14 protein-coding genes are annotated in these 14,250 nt (G+C 61.0%); 4 read left to right on the top strand and 10 right to left on the bottom strand.

Annotated elements, in window-relative coordinates; translation table 11 throughout:
• Nucleotides 1-175: 175 nt before the first annotated feature.
• Nucleotides 176-1,177, bottom strand: coding sequence for a DNA/RNA helicase domain-containing protein (locus tag G403_RS22025; protein WP_281171136.1), 1,002 nt, complete (start codon nt 1,175-1,177; stop codon nt 176-178).
• 238 nt (nt 1,178-1,415) lie between these two features.
• Between G403_RS22025 and istA the strand changes: the two genes are divergently transcribed.
• Entirely contained in the window at nt 1,416-2,957 is a 1,542-nt protein-coding gene (istA, locus tag G403_RS0103020; RefSeq protein WP_027852673.1) for an IS21 family transposase, read from the top strand.
• A 22-nt stretch (nt 2,958-2,979) separates the two neighbouring features.
• Nucleotides 2,980-3,774, top strand: coding sequence for an IS21-like element helper ATPase IstB (istB, locus tag G403_RS22020; RefSeq protein ID WP_051298454.1), 795 nt, complete (start codon nt 2,980-2,982; stop codon nt 3,772-3,774).
• 206 nt (nt 3,775-3,980) lie between these two features.
• Here the strand turns inward: istB and G403_RS25605 are convergent, their stop codons facing one another.
• Nucleotides 3,981-4,115 carry a MerR family DNA-binding protein gene (locus tag G403_RS25605; RefSeq protein ID WP_245578191.1) on the bottom strand — a complete coding sequence of 45 codons (135 nt, stop codon included), beginning with the start codon at nt 4,113-4,115 and terminating at the stop codon, nt 3,981-3,983.
• A 182-nt stretch (nt 4,116-4,297) separates the two neighbouring features.
• On the opposite strand from G403_RS25605, the gene merP reads away from it, so the two are divergent.
• Nucleotides 4,298-4,573, top strand: coding sequence for a mercury resistance system periplasmic binding protein MerP (gene merP / locus G403_RS0102995; protein ID WP_027852671.1), 276 nt, complete (start codon nt 4,298-4,300; stop codon nt 4,571-4,573).
• Between the two features lie 29 nt (nt 4,574-4,602).
• Nucleotides 4,603-4,794, top strand: a complete 192-nt coding sequence (locus G403_RS25755) for a GDCCVxC domain-containing (seleno)protein (protein WP_342665424.1) — start codon at nt 4,603-4,605, stop codon at nt 4,792-4,794.
• 12 nt (nt 4,795-4,806) lie between these two features.
• On the opposite strand, the gene G403_RS0102990 is transcribed toward G403_RS25755, so the two are convergent.
• From G403_RS0102990 to G403_RS0102955, 8 genes are all read right to left on the bottom strand, one after another.
• Nucleotides 4,807-7,803 (bottom strand): Tn3 family transposase, encoded by a 2,997-nt coding sequence (locus G403_RS0102990; protein ID WP_027852670.1) that lies wholly within the window; start codon nt 7,801-7,803, stop codon nt 4,807-4,809.
• 3 nt (nt 7,804-7,806) lie between these two features.
• On the bottom strand, nt 7,807-8,217 hold the full coding sequence (locus tag G403_RS0102985) for a putative toxin-antitoxin system toxin component, PIN family (protein ID WP_027852669.1): 411 nt from the start codon (nt 8,215-8,217) through the stop codon (nt 7,807-7,809).
• Entirely contained in the window at nt 8,217-8,456 is a 240-nt protein-coding gene (locus tag G403_RS0102980) for a ribbon-helix-helix domain-containing protein (protein ID WP_027852668.1), read from the bottom strand. Before G403_RS0102980 ends, G403_RS0102985 begins: the two co-directional genes overlap by 1 nt.
• 339 nt (nt 8,457-8,795) lie before the next feature.
• Nucleotides 8,796-10,145: a DegQ family serine endoprotease gene (locus G403_RS0102975; protein WP_027852667.1), complete on the bottom strand. Its 1,350-nt coding sequence runs from the start codon at nt 10,143-10,145 to the stop codon at nt 8,796-8,798.
• 249 nt (nt 10,146-10,394) lie between these two features.
• Entirely contained in the window at nt 10,395-11,180 is a 786-nt protein-coding gene (gene lgt / locus G403_RS0102970; protein ID WP_027852666.1) for a prolipoprotein diacylglyceryl transferase, read from the bottom strand.
• 184 nt (nt 11,181-11,364) lie between these two features.
• Nucleotides 11,365-12,741 carry an MFS transporter gene (locus tag G403_RS0102965; protein WP_027852665.1) on the bottom strand — a complete coding sequence of 459 codons (1,377 nt, stop codon included), beginning with the start codon at nt 12,739-12,741 and terminating at the stop codon, nt 11,365-11,367.
• 120 nt (nt 12,742-12,861) lie between these two features.
• A complete protein-coding gene (locus G403_RS0102960) occupies nt 12,862-13,401 on the bottom strand; it encodes a DsbE family thiol:disulfide interchange protein (protein ID WP_027852664.1) in 540 nt (179 codons plus the stop codon).
• Between the two features lie 40 nt (nt 13,402-13,441).
• Nucleotides 13,442-14,167, bottom strand: coding sequence for a cytochrome c biogenesis CcdA family protein (locus G403_RS0102955; RefSeq protein WP_027852663.1), 726 nt, complete (start codon nt 14,165-14,167; stop codon nt 13,442-13,444).
• Nucleotides 14,168-14,250 lie beyond the last annotated feature (83 nt).

Raw genomic sequence — 14,250 nt, 5'->3', positions numbered from 1 at the left:
TCCGTTAAAAAGGGGTGGTTGTGCGCATTTTATGCGCCCCAGCACAGAGAAAATGCAGTTTTAGTGGCACTGAAGGGAGTTGTTCATACGTTTGTTAGGGTTCACATTCGTCGGATTTGTTTATGTCCGGCGCCTCTATACCAAATATTTTTTAGCCTTGAGGCCCCTGTAAGGCTCAAAGCACCGTCAAGAACTCACCGATAACTACCAGATCTTCCTGCTCATCTTCGAGCACAATATCCTTGTATCCGAAGGCATTGGTGAGTGGCCGAAGCAGGATGCGTTGGTTGACCAGTTCACCGTATTCTTCCACCTTCTCACTGTGATATTGCTTTACCGTGTAGCTGCCGCCGTGGTCGGGGTCTTCGATTGAGCGATGCTGAACCACAACAATCTTTCCTTGTCGTGAGCCGCCTGGGTTTGCTCGGAATAGACACCAGGATCCATTAGGGATGCGCCGGTTCATCGATTCACCTACCACACGGCTAATGAAAAGATCCGGGCTTGATCGCATGAAATCAGGCAACTCGGCCCAGTAGTCTGCTTCCGCAGTCTGCATTTCACTGAACTCACCTGCAGCTATGCTCAGGTCATAGATCGGTACATACTGCTCGGAGTTCGCTTCCAAGCGTGACACGACTGGGAGCTCCAGGCCGTTGAAGTCGGGCATTTTACTGCTTTCCCGTGCTTGCTCGTGCTTGGTTTGTGAAGCAAGAAAACTCGCGAAGTATTCCCGGGTTTCAGCGTCGGTTGCGTAAAGGTAACAACCCTTCTGGCCGCGTGTCATGAGAGTGCGGTATGTGTTCTTTATTATTTGGTCCGCTTGGGCTTGGGCATAATCGGGTTGCTCTTTGAGAAGCTTCTTGTAGCCGTGCACGGATCGATCCTGGCCCGCCCTCTTCCCTGCGTCAGTTATTACCCGGCCATCACGAATAACAAAATCATCCCCGATTATCACGCCTATATAGTCAAATTCCAGCCCCTGGCAAGTATGAATGCCCCCGATTTGTTCAACGGAATTATCCGCGATAGCCCAGAGCATGCCGTCGTTATCCAGGTTCCACTGAGCAGCAAAGCCATATTCGGGAAACACGATATCCATCGATTTCTTGTCTTTCTTACTTGCCCAGGGCCAGCAGTATCCCGCGACCATACGAGCCCTATTATCCTTATGCATATTCCGGCCCATGGTGAACAGCCATTCCGGCGGAACGTGAACACCCATTCTGGTTCAACGTGAACACCGAATCCGCTCGAAGCTGAACACTTTCGCCTAATTTCCGGAATCACCGTTCACGGTGCCGGAATCGCTGTTCATCTTCCCGGAATCCGTGTTCACGTTCGTCCGGAATTCCTCTTAACGCATTGATATTTCAACTTGTTTGGTAACCTCTCCTCATTTTCAGGGAGAGGCTATGCCGGCTAAGAGGATCACAATGCGTAAAATCCGAGATGTTCTTCGCCTACGGCTCGCCGCCGGGCTGTCGATCCGACAGATCAAGGACAGTACCAAGATCAGCGTGGGAGCCATCCAGAAACTGCTGAGCCAAGCCACCGAGCTGGGGCTCACCTGGCCATTGCCAGACGATCTGGACGACAGCCAATTGGCGCGGCTGTTCTACCCCGGTGCTGACACCACAGCGTCCGCACGCTACGCAGTACCGGACTGGGCCGCTCTCCACCAGGAACTCAAGCGCAAGGGGATGACCAAGCAGTTGCTCTGGGAGGAATACACCCAGCAGTACCCCAACCGCTGCTACAGCTACTCCCAGTTCTGCGACCGCTACCGCCACTGGTGCGGCCAGCAGAAGCGCTCCATGCGTCAGACTCACCGGGCCGGTGAGAAGTGCTTCGTCGATTACTGCGGGCCGACCGTACCGATTATCTGCGCGAGTACCGGTGAGGTGCGTCAGGCACAGGTGTTTGTCGCTGTGCTAGGCGCCTCGAACTACACCTATGCCGAGGCCACGCTAAGCCAGACGCTGCCGGACTGGCTGGGTAGTCATGTGCGGATGCTCGAGTACTTCGGCGGTGCTCCCGAGATTATCGTGCCCGATAATCTGCGTAGCGGCGTCAGCCGGGCCTGTCGCTACGATCCAGACCTGAACCCGAGTTACCAGCAATGGGCCGAGCATTACCAAGTCGCCGTGGTGCCGGCACGCCCTTATAAACCGAAGGACAAGTCGAAGGCCGAGGTCGGCGTACAGATCGTCGAGCGCTGGATCCTGGCTCGGTTGCGCCATCACAGCTTCTTCTCGTTGGCCGAGGTTAACCACTGCATCCGGGCCCTGCTGGAGGAGTTGAATGAGAAGCCATTCAAGCAGTTGCCGGGCAACCGTCGGCAGGCCTTCGAGCTGCTCGATCGCCCAGCGTTACGAGTACTGCCCAACCATCCCTACCATTACGTCGAGATCAAGCCGGTTAAGGTCAACATCGACTACCACGTTCAGTACCAGCAGCATCACTACTCGGTACCGCACCAGTACGTCGGTGAAACGCTGGAGCTACATGCCAGCGACACCTTAGTCAGGCTGTACTTCCGCCAACAGGTGGTAGCGTCCCACCCACGCCGACATCGGCCCGGCACCACGACCGAGGCCAGCCATATGCCCAAGCGTCACCAGAAGCAGCAGCAATGGACGCCGGGACGACTTAAACACTGGGCCAAGCACATCGGACCGGAGGTCCAGGCTTGGGTGACGGAACAACTGGCAGCGAAGGCTCATCCGGAGCAGGCCTATCGGATCTGTCTGGGCCTGCTGAACCTCAGTCGAGACTACCCCGCCGAACGACTGAATGCGGCTTGCGGTATCGCCAACCGGGAAGGCCTGATCCGGCTGAAACAGATCAAGTCGATCCTGCTTAGCAACAGAGATCGACTCCCCGAAGCACTCAACGTGCAGGCCGATCTGCCTCAGCAGCACGAGAACATCCGTGGCCCCCACAGCTTCCACTGACCCTTCGACACAGGACACCCCGATGAGTACTCAGATCCTGGCGCAGCTGCGCCAACTAAAACTCGGCGGCATGGCCCACGCCCTGCAAACCCAACTGGAACAAACCGGCACCTACGAAGCACTGCCGTTCGTGGAGCGGCTCAGCCTGCTCATCGAGCAGGAAAACCTGAACCGCGCACATCGAAAGCATGAGCGCTTGATCCGCCAGGCGCGGTTCAAACTCGCTGCCAATGTTCAGGACCTGGACTACCAGCATCCGCGCAACGTCAGCCAGGCTCAGATAGCCAGGCTGGCCCAAGGGGACTGGATAGAACGGATGCAAAACCTGCTGATCACAGGTCCCTGCGGTAGTGGCAAGACCTATCTCGGCTGCGCACTGGGCCACAGTGCGTGCCTGCGGGGATACAGCGTCCGTTACTACCGGCTCTCACGTCTGCTGCTAGAGCTGACCCAAGCCAAAGCCGACGGCACCTATCACAAGCTGCTCAAGCAACTGGCCAAGGTCCAGTTGCTACTGATCGACGACTGGGGACTGGAGCCACTCAAACCGGCTCACCGTAATGACTTGATGGAGATTATGGATGACCGACATGGCCAAACTTCGACGTTGGTGATCAGTCAGTTGCCCACCGATCAGTGGTATGCCTGCATCGGCGACAACACCCTGGCGGACGCGATCCTGGACCGGCTGATGCACAACGCACACCGCCTGCAACTGAAGGGTGAATCAATGCGAAAGATCCTGGGGCAGTTGACCGAAGATGAAGGGGTTTGGGGAGTAATGGAACAGAAAGTGCACTTAAGCCCATCATCATGAGCGAATCGCGCTTCTGGTGATGGCGAATGCATTTTGAATACCCTCGGGAACAATGGAGCCGCGATCTATGGTCTCCCCCAAGCATGACTCTCTGGTCAGTGTCTCGATGACTGTGCACATCGCTCCGCCGTCTCCCGCATCACACTGCCGCACCAATCCGCCTAAAAGTTGCTGCATGGCAACTAGGTCGGCCATCTTCTGTTCGATCAACGCGAGCTTGCATGCAGCCAGTGCTCGCGTTTCGGCGCAGGCGTCCCCTCATCGAGCGTCAGCAGTCCACCGACTTCCATGAGCGTGAATCCCAGCGCCTGAGCGCGCTTGATGAAACGCAGTCGCTTCATCATTTCACCCGGATAGCGCCGATGGCCACCTGGTGCCTCAGGTCTACACGCCGGCCATGCCCTGCGCCGATCCGCGCACGCGCTCTCGGCAGCGGCTCCTGTTCTGGATTGTCGCCACCTTGTTGCTCGGCCTGTTGGCCGTGCCGTGGCTGGCCCCGCTGTTCTACTGAAAGGAGATTCCCATGCGCAAACTGCTGCTAGTCGCACTCATGGCCTTGCCTCTCGCGGTGCTGGCTGCAACACAGAAAACCGTCACCCTCGATGTGCAGAACATGACCTGCCCGGTCTGTCCGATAACGGTCAAAAAGGCGCTGGAAAAGGTCTCCAGGGTGAGCGCCGTGAAGATCGATTTCGCCAAGAAGGCCGCCACCGTCACCTATGACCCGGACAAGGCCAAGCCGGACTTGCTGACCAGGGCCACAACGAATGCGGGCTATCCGTCCACCGTACAGAAGTGAAGTCACTATGAGCGCCGTCATCCTCGAATCTGTGTTCGACCTGCCCGCATTGTGGTCATACTCAGCAGGAAACCATGCCCACGGACGACTGCCAGTTCTATTACGAGTGCAGCAACTGCAAGGCGCTGCTACGCCCCAACCCAGGTCATTGCTGCGTGTTCTGTTCGTTTGGCTCGGTGAAGTGCCCGCCGATCCAGCAGCAGCGTGGGTGTTGTTCGTAGCGTTTAGGGAGATCACAGGTCATCATTGGGATTTCGCAGCGGACGTAGTTCCCCGCGCGCAACCTCTTCCGGCACCGCGAACGAATACCGCCCGAGCATGTTGATGTGCTCATGGATCAGCGGCGACAGCCGGGCCACATCTTCCTCCAGCACCGGGTAGCCGGACTGCCTGAGCCGCTCCACGGCGGCCGTCATGTAAAGAGTGTTCCACAACACGATGATGTTCACCACCAGGCCCAGGGCGCCGAGCTGATCTTCCTGGCCTTCACGGTAGCGCTGGCGCAGCTCGCCGCGCTTGCCGTGAAACACGGTGCGGGCCAGGCTGTGCCGGCCCTCGCCTCGGTTCAGCTGGGTCAGGGTGGCGCGTCGTTTGGACTCGTCATCGATGTAGGTCAGGGTGTGCAGGGTCTTCTCGATGCGGCCGAACTCCGCCAGCGCCTGGGCCAGGCGGGTGGGCCGGTCGCCGGCCTGGAGCGTGCGCATGATACCGGTGGCCGGTATCCGGCCGAGCTTGAGCGAGCCGGCCAGGCGCAGCAGGTCGTCCCAGTGTTCGGCGATCAGATCTAGCTTGACTGACTGCCGGGCCAGACCGTTGAGCTTGCCGTAGTCCGCTTCCGGGCGCGTGCGCCAGAAGCGGGTGCCACCGACGTCGGCCAGGCGCGGGCTGAAGTGGTAACCGAGCAGGCGGAATAGCCCAAACACCACGTCGCTGTAGGCGCCGTTGTCGGTCATGATCTGCGTCGGCTGCAACTCGGTCTGCTGCTCCAGCACCACAGCCAGCAGAACCAGGCTGTCACGCAGGGTGCCGGGGACGGTGATGGCGTTAAGGCCGGAAAACTGGTCGGAGATCAGGTTGTACCAGGTGACTCCCCGGCCGGTACCGAAATACTTCGGGTTGGGCCCGGCATGCACGGTGCGCACGGGCACCACGAAGCGCATGCCATCGGCGGAAGCGACCTCGCCACCGCCCCAGGCCTGAGCAAGCGCCAGTTGGCTCTGCGTGGCGACCAGGATGGCGTTGGCAGCGGACAGGGTGTCGTCACGGATGTAGTTCTGGCTGACCCAGGACAGCCGGTCGCGGCGCAGGGCAGGATTGTCGTTGCGGATCAGCGGCTCCAGGCCGGTGTTGCAGGCGCCGCCTAATAGCACGGCACAGAGGCTAATGACCAGGTTGTCGGCGCGTGCATTGCGTTCGGATACATGAGTGAACGCTTCGGCGAAGCCGGTACGGGCAGCGATCTCCAGCAGGATTTCCGGCAGATCGACACGAGGCATCAGGTCGGCTACGGCCGCCCGCAGTTGCAGCAGTGAGTTCGGTTCCTCCAGCTTGTCCAGCGAGCCGAGCGACAGCTCGGTCTTGCCTTCGGCGTTGTCGCTCAGTTGGATCGCGGGGTTGTCGGGCAGGCGGGCGGCCACCGCCTGCCAAGTCGCATCCAACTCGGAGGCCAGCGCCTCCAGAGTAGTGCCAGCATCGATGGTCAGGCCCAGTGAGCGACAGATGATCGGCCGCGCCGCCAGCCATTCGGCACCGTCGAGCAGGCCGAGACGGGGATCGGCATAGCGCCAACTGGGCGAGACGAACACGTCGCGGCGGCGCAGGGCCGTGCGCAGCGCATCGAGCGTGCAAAACACATAGGCGCCCATGTCGAGGGAGCCGTCCTTGCGGGTGACATGCTTCTGCCAAGCTTTAGCCACGATCTCTTGCGGCGCGTCACCCTCCGGTTTCCGGCGCGGCAGGTTCAGTTGCAACCAGTCCAAGCTGGCCGCCACGCCCTTGCCGGCCGGGCTGAAGCCGAAGCGGATATGCTTGAGCAGGTCAGGCAGGAAGCGGCGCACACTGCGGTAGCGCGCTTCCAACGCGAGGAAATACACGTCATCGGCGGGGCGGATCAGCGCATTGACCTCTTCCAGGGCCTTCTCCAGGGTGGTCCTCGGCAGGTCGTTGAACAACCGGGCGCGCACGTTGTCATCGCTGATCGAGTTGTCCAGCACGACCTTGCAGGCAGCGGCGAGCAGCGCGGCCGAGCGGTCCAGGTCTTTCAGGCTGCGCATGCGGGCTTTCTTGTCGGCCTTCTCCGCGTTGCTGAACAGATCGCGCAGCAGCGCTTCCAGGACCTCCAGGGCGTCGTCGTGCGCGGTGGCCTCCAGGCACAGCGCAAACGCCACGAGCGTCGCCATCCGCCGCGACGCTGGCAGCCGGTTGATTGCTGTGACTTTGGCGGTGTTGGCGAAGCGCGCCAGGGCGGCGATGCGGCTGGGCGGGATATGCGCCGCGGCCGGCAAGTTGATGCCGATGCCGCGCACCTCATCGAGCCGGCGCAATGCTCGGATCAGCGCGGGACCACTGACCATCACTGGGCCGGAGCGCAGCTGATCCAGGCGGGAATAGCGGTTACCCTCGGCGACCAGCAGCAAGTCGTGTAGTTGCTGCCGTTGCGCCTCGCTCACGCTGCGACCGAGCGTGAGCCAGAGTCGTTCTTCAACCCGGCTGCGCAGTTGGGCGATGAAGCGCTCCAGGACAGTCACACCGGGCAGCAAGACCTTGTGCGTCAGCAACCAGGTCGTTGCCCGGTTGAACAGCTCGCCCGGCCGGTCGGTGCCTGTCCAGCACAGGGCATACAGCCAACGGGACAAGCGGAAACCGACGCCAGGGCCGGTAAACACTCGATAGCCATAGCGCGCCTGTATTTCCACCGCGTGCCGATGCCGCTGGCGGGTATCGACATAGGCGTGGATACAGGCTGGATCGTCGATCCCCAACTGACGGCAAAGTGCCTGTAGCACCTCTTGGGGGACGGTAGAGAAGTCGTTGGGAAAGGTGCCTAGGTAGCGGACGCTGGTCAGTTGAATGGCATAGCCAAGCCGACTGTGCACACCGCGCAACGGCTGGAGGATATTGTGGTCGTCATCACTCAGGTGGAAGTAGCGTTCCAGCTCTTCACGGCTGGGAGCCTCGACGTAGCGGCCAAAGCTGTTGCGCTGCTCTTGTGTCAGGAAGCCGACCGGCATCGATCACAGCACCTCGGCACAGAATTGGGCGGGCGTGACGATGCGGGTGCGCTCGATGTGTCCCCGTTGCAACAGGCCGGCACGGCGATCCCCGGTCACCAGATAGTCCGCCTGGCCTTCGACAGCCATGGCCAACAGGAAAGCATCGTCGGGATCATCGGCTTCGGCCTCGATGGTCAGACGTTCCAGGACCAGGGCGCGTTGCAGGTTGTTGATCATGGTGCCCACCTTGGCGGGCTGAAGAATGGCCTGGAGTTTGGGGTAGCGGCTGGCCCGGCGGATTTCATCGAGCTGCATGCGCGAAGTCACCAGTTCGAAGCGCGCCGTCCGCCAAGCGCGGTAGATCGCATCGGGTGCACCGTGGGGCGAGATCAGGGCGCTGAACAGGATGTTGCTATCCAGCACGACCCGCATCAGCGTTTACGTGCCCAGTCGAGCGCCTCGGCAACAGCGTCGGTCAGTTCCGACTCGCTCAACTGAGCGTTGGAGGCCTTGGCCTGCTCGGCGCTCAGCTCCAGGATGTGGGCGCGCACCGCTTCCTCGATGAAGCGCGACAGGTCGCCTTTCCGGCCGCCGCCCTGGCTGGCCAGGAACATGCGCAGGGACTGGTCGGTGTCGGCCGAGACGGCGACGTTCCAGCGAACAGTTGCCATGGTGGGCTCCGTGTATAGGTGTTTGTATGTTTATACACCTTCAGCAGGTGGCTCGCAACGGTTCGTCTAAACCTTCGTTTTGTAACTGATCGCTAAATGGCACTGATTATGGGATCAGCTCACGAAACGGAAAATATCGTACGCCAAGATTTATCCGGCACTTTCTTTAAGGCATATGCCGCACCGCGGCCAGATTCTGGCACTATAGCGATCGTCTGCACCAGGGTTACGGCCAACTACTGCCCTTTGGATGTCACGTGCTCGACTACATCCGACTGGAGAGTCGCTGAAGTGGGCCGACGCCCGGCCCCCTTGGCGGACCAGGTGCCGGCCATCGCATCAGCGCAGTACCAGGAAGAAGACCCCGGCTCCTCGCTGGACCTGCAGCAACACTTGATCCTGCTCACGTTTGAGTGCTTGTTCGACATCCTCGACCGTCGACACCCCGGCGCGATTGACGCTGAGCAGGATATCGCCCGGGCGCAGCCCGCTGATCGCGGCCTGGGAGTCGCGCGCCATATCCACGATCTTGACGCCCCCTTCCGGATTCGGCGCCAGGGTCACGCCCTTGAACAGCGGATGCATGTCACTGCCGGCCAAGCGTTCGGGTTCCCCAACCTTGACCTTGATCGTTATCTCCATGCCGTCTCGCAGCAACGACAACGTCACTGTTTCGCCGATATCGCTGAAGGCGATGCTGTTGCGCAGCTCACCGGTGGTCGGGGTCGGATCGCCATTGACCGCGGTGATGAGATCGCCGGCCTGGAGCCCGGCCTTGTCGGCTTCCGAGCCCTTGCGCACATCGGTCACGAGCACGCCGCGCATGCCATTGTCGAGCTTGAAGGCCTTGCGCAGCGCCGGGTTCATGTCCTGGATCGCCACCCCTATTTGGCCACGCTTGACTTCGCCGTGCTCGACAATCTGTTCGACGCTAGCACGCGCCATATTGACCGGAATCGCGAAGCCGATGCCGACATTGCCGCCGCCTGGGGCGATGATGGCGGTGTTGATACCGACCAGCTCACCGCGCAGATTGACCAGGGCGCCACCGGAGTTGCCGGGGTTGATCGACGCATCGGTCTGGATGAAGTCCTCGTAGCTATCGATACCGAGGCCGGTCCGCCCCAAGGCGCTGACCACGCCGGTAGTGATGGTCTGGCCGAGGCCGAAAGGGTTGCCGATCGCCACCACGAAATCGCCGACCAGCAGGCTGTCGGAGTCCGCTAGCTCGACTTCGTACAGGTTGTCGGCATCGATCTTCAGCACCGCGATATCGACCTCGGGGTCGGTACCGACCAGTTCCGCCTCGAACGTCCGGCCATCGATCAGCGAGACCTGGATCTCGTCGGCCCCCTTGATGACATGGAAGTTGGTGACGATGGTGCCATTACCGGCATCGAAGATGACACCGGAGCCGGCGCTGGTCTGGCGCCGTTGCGCGTGCGGTCGCGCCTCCTCGTCGGGTATGTTGAAGAAACGCCGAAAAAAGGGATCGCTGAGCAGCGGGTTCTGCTCCGGCTGGCGGGCGTAGGTGGCGATATTGACCACCGCGGAATTGACCTGTTCGAGCATCGGTGCCAGCGACGGCAGCTCCCGCCCCTGGGGGGCGTTCATCGGCAGGGCGGCAAGGGCGCCGAAGGACAGCGTGGTCAGCATCAGTAGCGCCAGAAAGCGCGCCTTTCGTCTCATTTTTCATTCTCCTCAGCATCGGCCGAGCCCTGGCCCCCGAAGCGGTGCAGACTCGGCCGGCTCCTGAAACCAGGACTGATCATAAAAAGTCTAACGGGTTAGTCGGATCGAAAAACTCATGGGCGTCAATAGATAGCGGAAATGATAAATAGTTCGGCAACAACCTCTGCGCTCCATCTCGTCGACCCTGTGCGTCTGCTGCAGCCGGTACATTTAGCTGCCAAACCTTTAGTTCGCTCAAGGTATCCGTCAATCTACCCGCCGCTGGTAAGCCAGAGCGAGCAGCGCCGCGCCGAACAGGATCATCGGCAGCGACAACAGCTGCCCCATCGACAGCCAGTCGAAGGCGATGAAGCCGAGGTGCTCGTCCGGCTCGCGCACCAGCTCGACCAGCGAACGGAACACGCCATATAAAAGCAGGAAGAGCCCCGATACCGCCATGGGCGGCCGGGGGCACGACGAGAACCACCAGAGCACAATAAACAGCACTACCCCTTCGAGGGCGAACTCGTAGAGCTGCGACGGATGCCGCGGCATCCCGTCGCCGGCCCGCGGGAAAATCACCCCCCAGGGCAGATCGGTCGTCCGCCCCCAGAGTTCGCCGCCAATGAAGTTGCCCAGCCGGCCCGCGCCCAGGCCGATCGGGATCAGCGGGGCGACGAAGTCGCCCATCTCGAAGAAGCGCTTGCGGTGGTGACGCCCGAACAGCCAGAGTACCAGTATCACGCCGATCAGGCCGCCATGGAAGGACATGCCGCCCTTCCAAACCTGGAGCAGCCAGAGCGGATTATCGAGAAAATTATCGAAATTGTAGAAAAGCACGTATCCACTGCGGCCACCGACCACCACGCCAACCGCGCCCCAGAACACCAGATCGGAGATCTGCTGGACGGTCCAGCCCGAGCCGGGACGGCGGGCGCGGAGGGTACCGAGCCACCAGGCCGCGGCGAAGCCCACCAGGTACATCAGGCCGTACCAGTGGATCTGGATAACCCCCAGGTCCAGGGCCACCGGGTCTATATCATGCACCCACATCGGGGCCTCCTCGTTCACAACAGATTACCCATCGAGAGCCGCCGCCCCGCCGGTGCCAAAAAGGCTCCCCATCTCCAGTCGGCCAACGCCGCGTGCCCACAGCCGTCGACCACTTTGGCGCTGGCGCCCATCAGTGCGATTGGCGGCTGAGGTCACCACTCAGCACATCGTTCTAAGTGCCTTACTATCGCTCACGCGCCGGCCAATAGGGATGGTGCTCATCGATGACTAACCGATGACGGTGTCTCAGCGATACGTGGTGATGGCGATGACTGTGGGGTTCAGGACCTTCCCAGCCTTCGTGTTCATGCTGGTGATGCGCGTCATGACAATGCAGGTGGCTGTGATCCAGCGGCTCATGTGTATGCTCAAGAGATTCCGGCTCTTTTACGGGCCAGAGAATCCAGGAGACTGCGGCCGAGAACAGAGCTATTGCGCCCATCACGCCGAAGGCCGCCGCCAGGTCGAGGTTTGCACCGACCCAACCGGCGAGTGGATAGGCAACCAGCCAGCAGGCATGGGACAACGAGAACTGTGCCGCGAATACGGCCGGCCGGTCCGACTCTTGACAGGAACGAATCAGCAGCCTCCCCACAGGTGTCTGCACCAGGGAGCTGCCAAAGCCGATCAGGAACCAGAGCATCATCAGCCCCGCGATGTCAGGCAGAAAGGTTCCTAGCAGAACCGCTGCCGCCATTACACCTCCGCCAAACAACATCAACGGGCGTTCGGAGACCTTTTGCAGCGCCCTGGGCATCAGCAGGGCCGCGATCATCGAGCCAGTTCCTGCCGCTGCCAGAGCAATCGCCACCCAGGTGTCATCGAGGCCCAGGTACGTTCGGACATAGACCACCGTGTTGACGATCTGCATCGCACCAACCGAGGCAACCACCAGGCAAAGCGCCAGCAGTCCCTTGAGCCTCGGTGTCCGGAGGTAAATCTTCATGCCTTTCATCGCCCGAACCCAAAAGGGCGCGCTCTCAATTTGCGATCTGGCGGGCAGCACAACCGATACCACGAGGAGCGCAGAGGCGACAAAGGCCATGGCATTCAGCACAAACAGCGCATTGAAGCTCATCACTACAATCAGCGCCGCGGCGATCGTCGGGCTCAACAGGTTTTCGAGATCGTACGCCAGCCGGGAAAGCGAGAGGGCCCGGCTGTACTGCCGCTCATTCTTGATGATGTCGGGGATCGTGGCCTGAAACACCGGCGTAAAGCCGGCCGAAAACACATTGAGCAGAAACACCAGGCAATAGATTTGCCAGACGGCGGTGATAAAGGGTAGCGCGAGAACAACGGCGGCCCGTAGCAGATCCAGTGAGACCAGAAGCGTGCGGCGTGGCAGCTGCTGGGCGTAACTGCCGAAGATCGGTGCTATGAAGACATAGGCGACCATCTTCAGTGCCAGCGCGACCCCGAGTACTTCGCCGGCCTTCCCACCTGCAACGTCGTGCGCCAGCAATGCAAGGGCGACGGTCGTAAGGCCGGTGCCAAACAGGGAGATGACTTGGGCCAGGAAAAGGTGCCGGTAACGGTGGTCATTCAGCGGGGACGCCATACCTGGATCATTCCTGTGGCAGATATTAGGGGCATGGTAGTATCCAACTACAGCGCCGGTCTGTGTCCTTTTCCATGCGCGAACCGGCCTGACGGGAAAGACGCCCTACCCGTGTTCCGCTCACGGGGTCTGTTGCTGATATTGTTCGAAGAGTGGCCGGAATTTGTCCTGCCACACCTGTTCATCGACGATGCCGGCGTGGCGCAGGCGGATAATGCCGTCCCTGTCGACCAGGAAGGTTTCCGGGGCGCCATAGACGCCGAGATCCAGCCCGAGCCGGCCGTCACCGTCGAACAACGTCAGCTGATAGGGGTTGCCCAGGTCGCTGAGCCACTTCAGCGCCGCGTCGCGCTGATCCTTGTAATCCAGGCCGATGATGCGGATCCCCCGCTTCTCGGCCAGCTCCATCAAAAAGGGGTGTTCGTCGCGGCAGGCCGGACACCAGGTGGCCCAGACGTTGAGCAGGCTCACCTCGCCTTGCAGGATATCCTGTGTCAACACCTGGTCGGGCTGCTGAAGTGACGGTAACTCGAACGCGGGCACCGGTTGCCCGACCAGCGCCGATGGTAGCTCCTGCGGATTCAGCGACAGCCCGCGCCAGAGAAAGAACCCCAAGCCGAACGCGACCAGCAACGGCGCGAACAACAGCACTTTCCTCATCCCCATGTCACAACCTCCATTGATCCGTGTGGGTGTCCATTCATCCGATCGCCCCCATGGCCGGAAACAGCTCCAGCATCCAGATCGCGAACAGTGTCAACTTGCCTGTGACCATGGCGAGGCCCATCAGGATCATGATCAGCCCGGCGGTCAGGTGCAGATAGCGGCTGAAGCGTCCCAGCGCGCGCAACCGCCGCTTGAAGGTCTCCATGAACAGCGAGACCAGCAAGAACGGGATCGCCAGTCCGAGGGCATAGACCGAGAGCATCGCCACGGCCATCCTCGGGTCGGCGCTGAGCGAACTCATGGCCAGGATCGCCGCCAGGATCGGTCCGATACAGGGCGTCCAGCCCAGGGCGAAGGATACGCCCAGCAGGAAGGCGGTGGTCGGATTGCCGGGCGGCAGCGACAGCTGCAGCCGAAACTCCCGTTGCAACCAGCGGATCCTGAGCAGGCCGGTCATGAAGATGCCGAACAGTATCACCAGGCTGCCGCCGATCAAGGTGGCCTCGTAGCGGTAGGCCTGCAGCATGTTGCCCAGCAGGGTGGCCCCCGCCCCCAGGGAGACGAAGATGATCGAAAAACCCAGCACGAAGAACAGACTCAGCACCAGGTGCGGCCAGCGCTGCTGCTCCGGCACCGAGCCGCCCTGGCCGGCGACGAACGACAGATAGCCCGGCACCAGCGGCAGTGTGCAGGGCGACAGAAAGGAGATCAGCCCGCCGGCAAAGGCGCCCAGCAGGCCGAGATTGGCAGCATCAGGCACGGCAGACCTCCAACAGAGTGTACAGGGCGCGAGTCCGGTCCGAGGCCGATTGGCAAGCTCGACATGCAAACGCTCTCACAAAA

This window comes from Marinobacterium litorale DSM 23545, assembly GCF_000428985.1.
In the GTDB taxonomy this organism is placed as follows: domain Bacteria; phylum Pseudomonadota; class Gammaproteobacteria; order Pseudomonadales; family Balneatricaceae; genus Marinobacterium_D; species Marinobacterium_D litorale.
The sequence above is the reverse complement of the archived record's forward strand: the minus strand, read 5'-3'. Positions and strand labels throughout refer to the sequence as shown.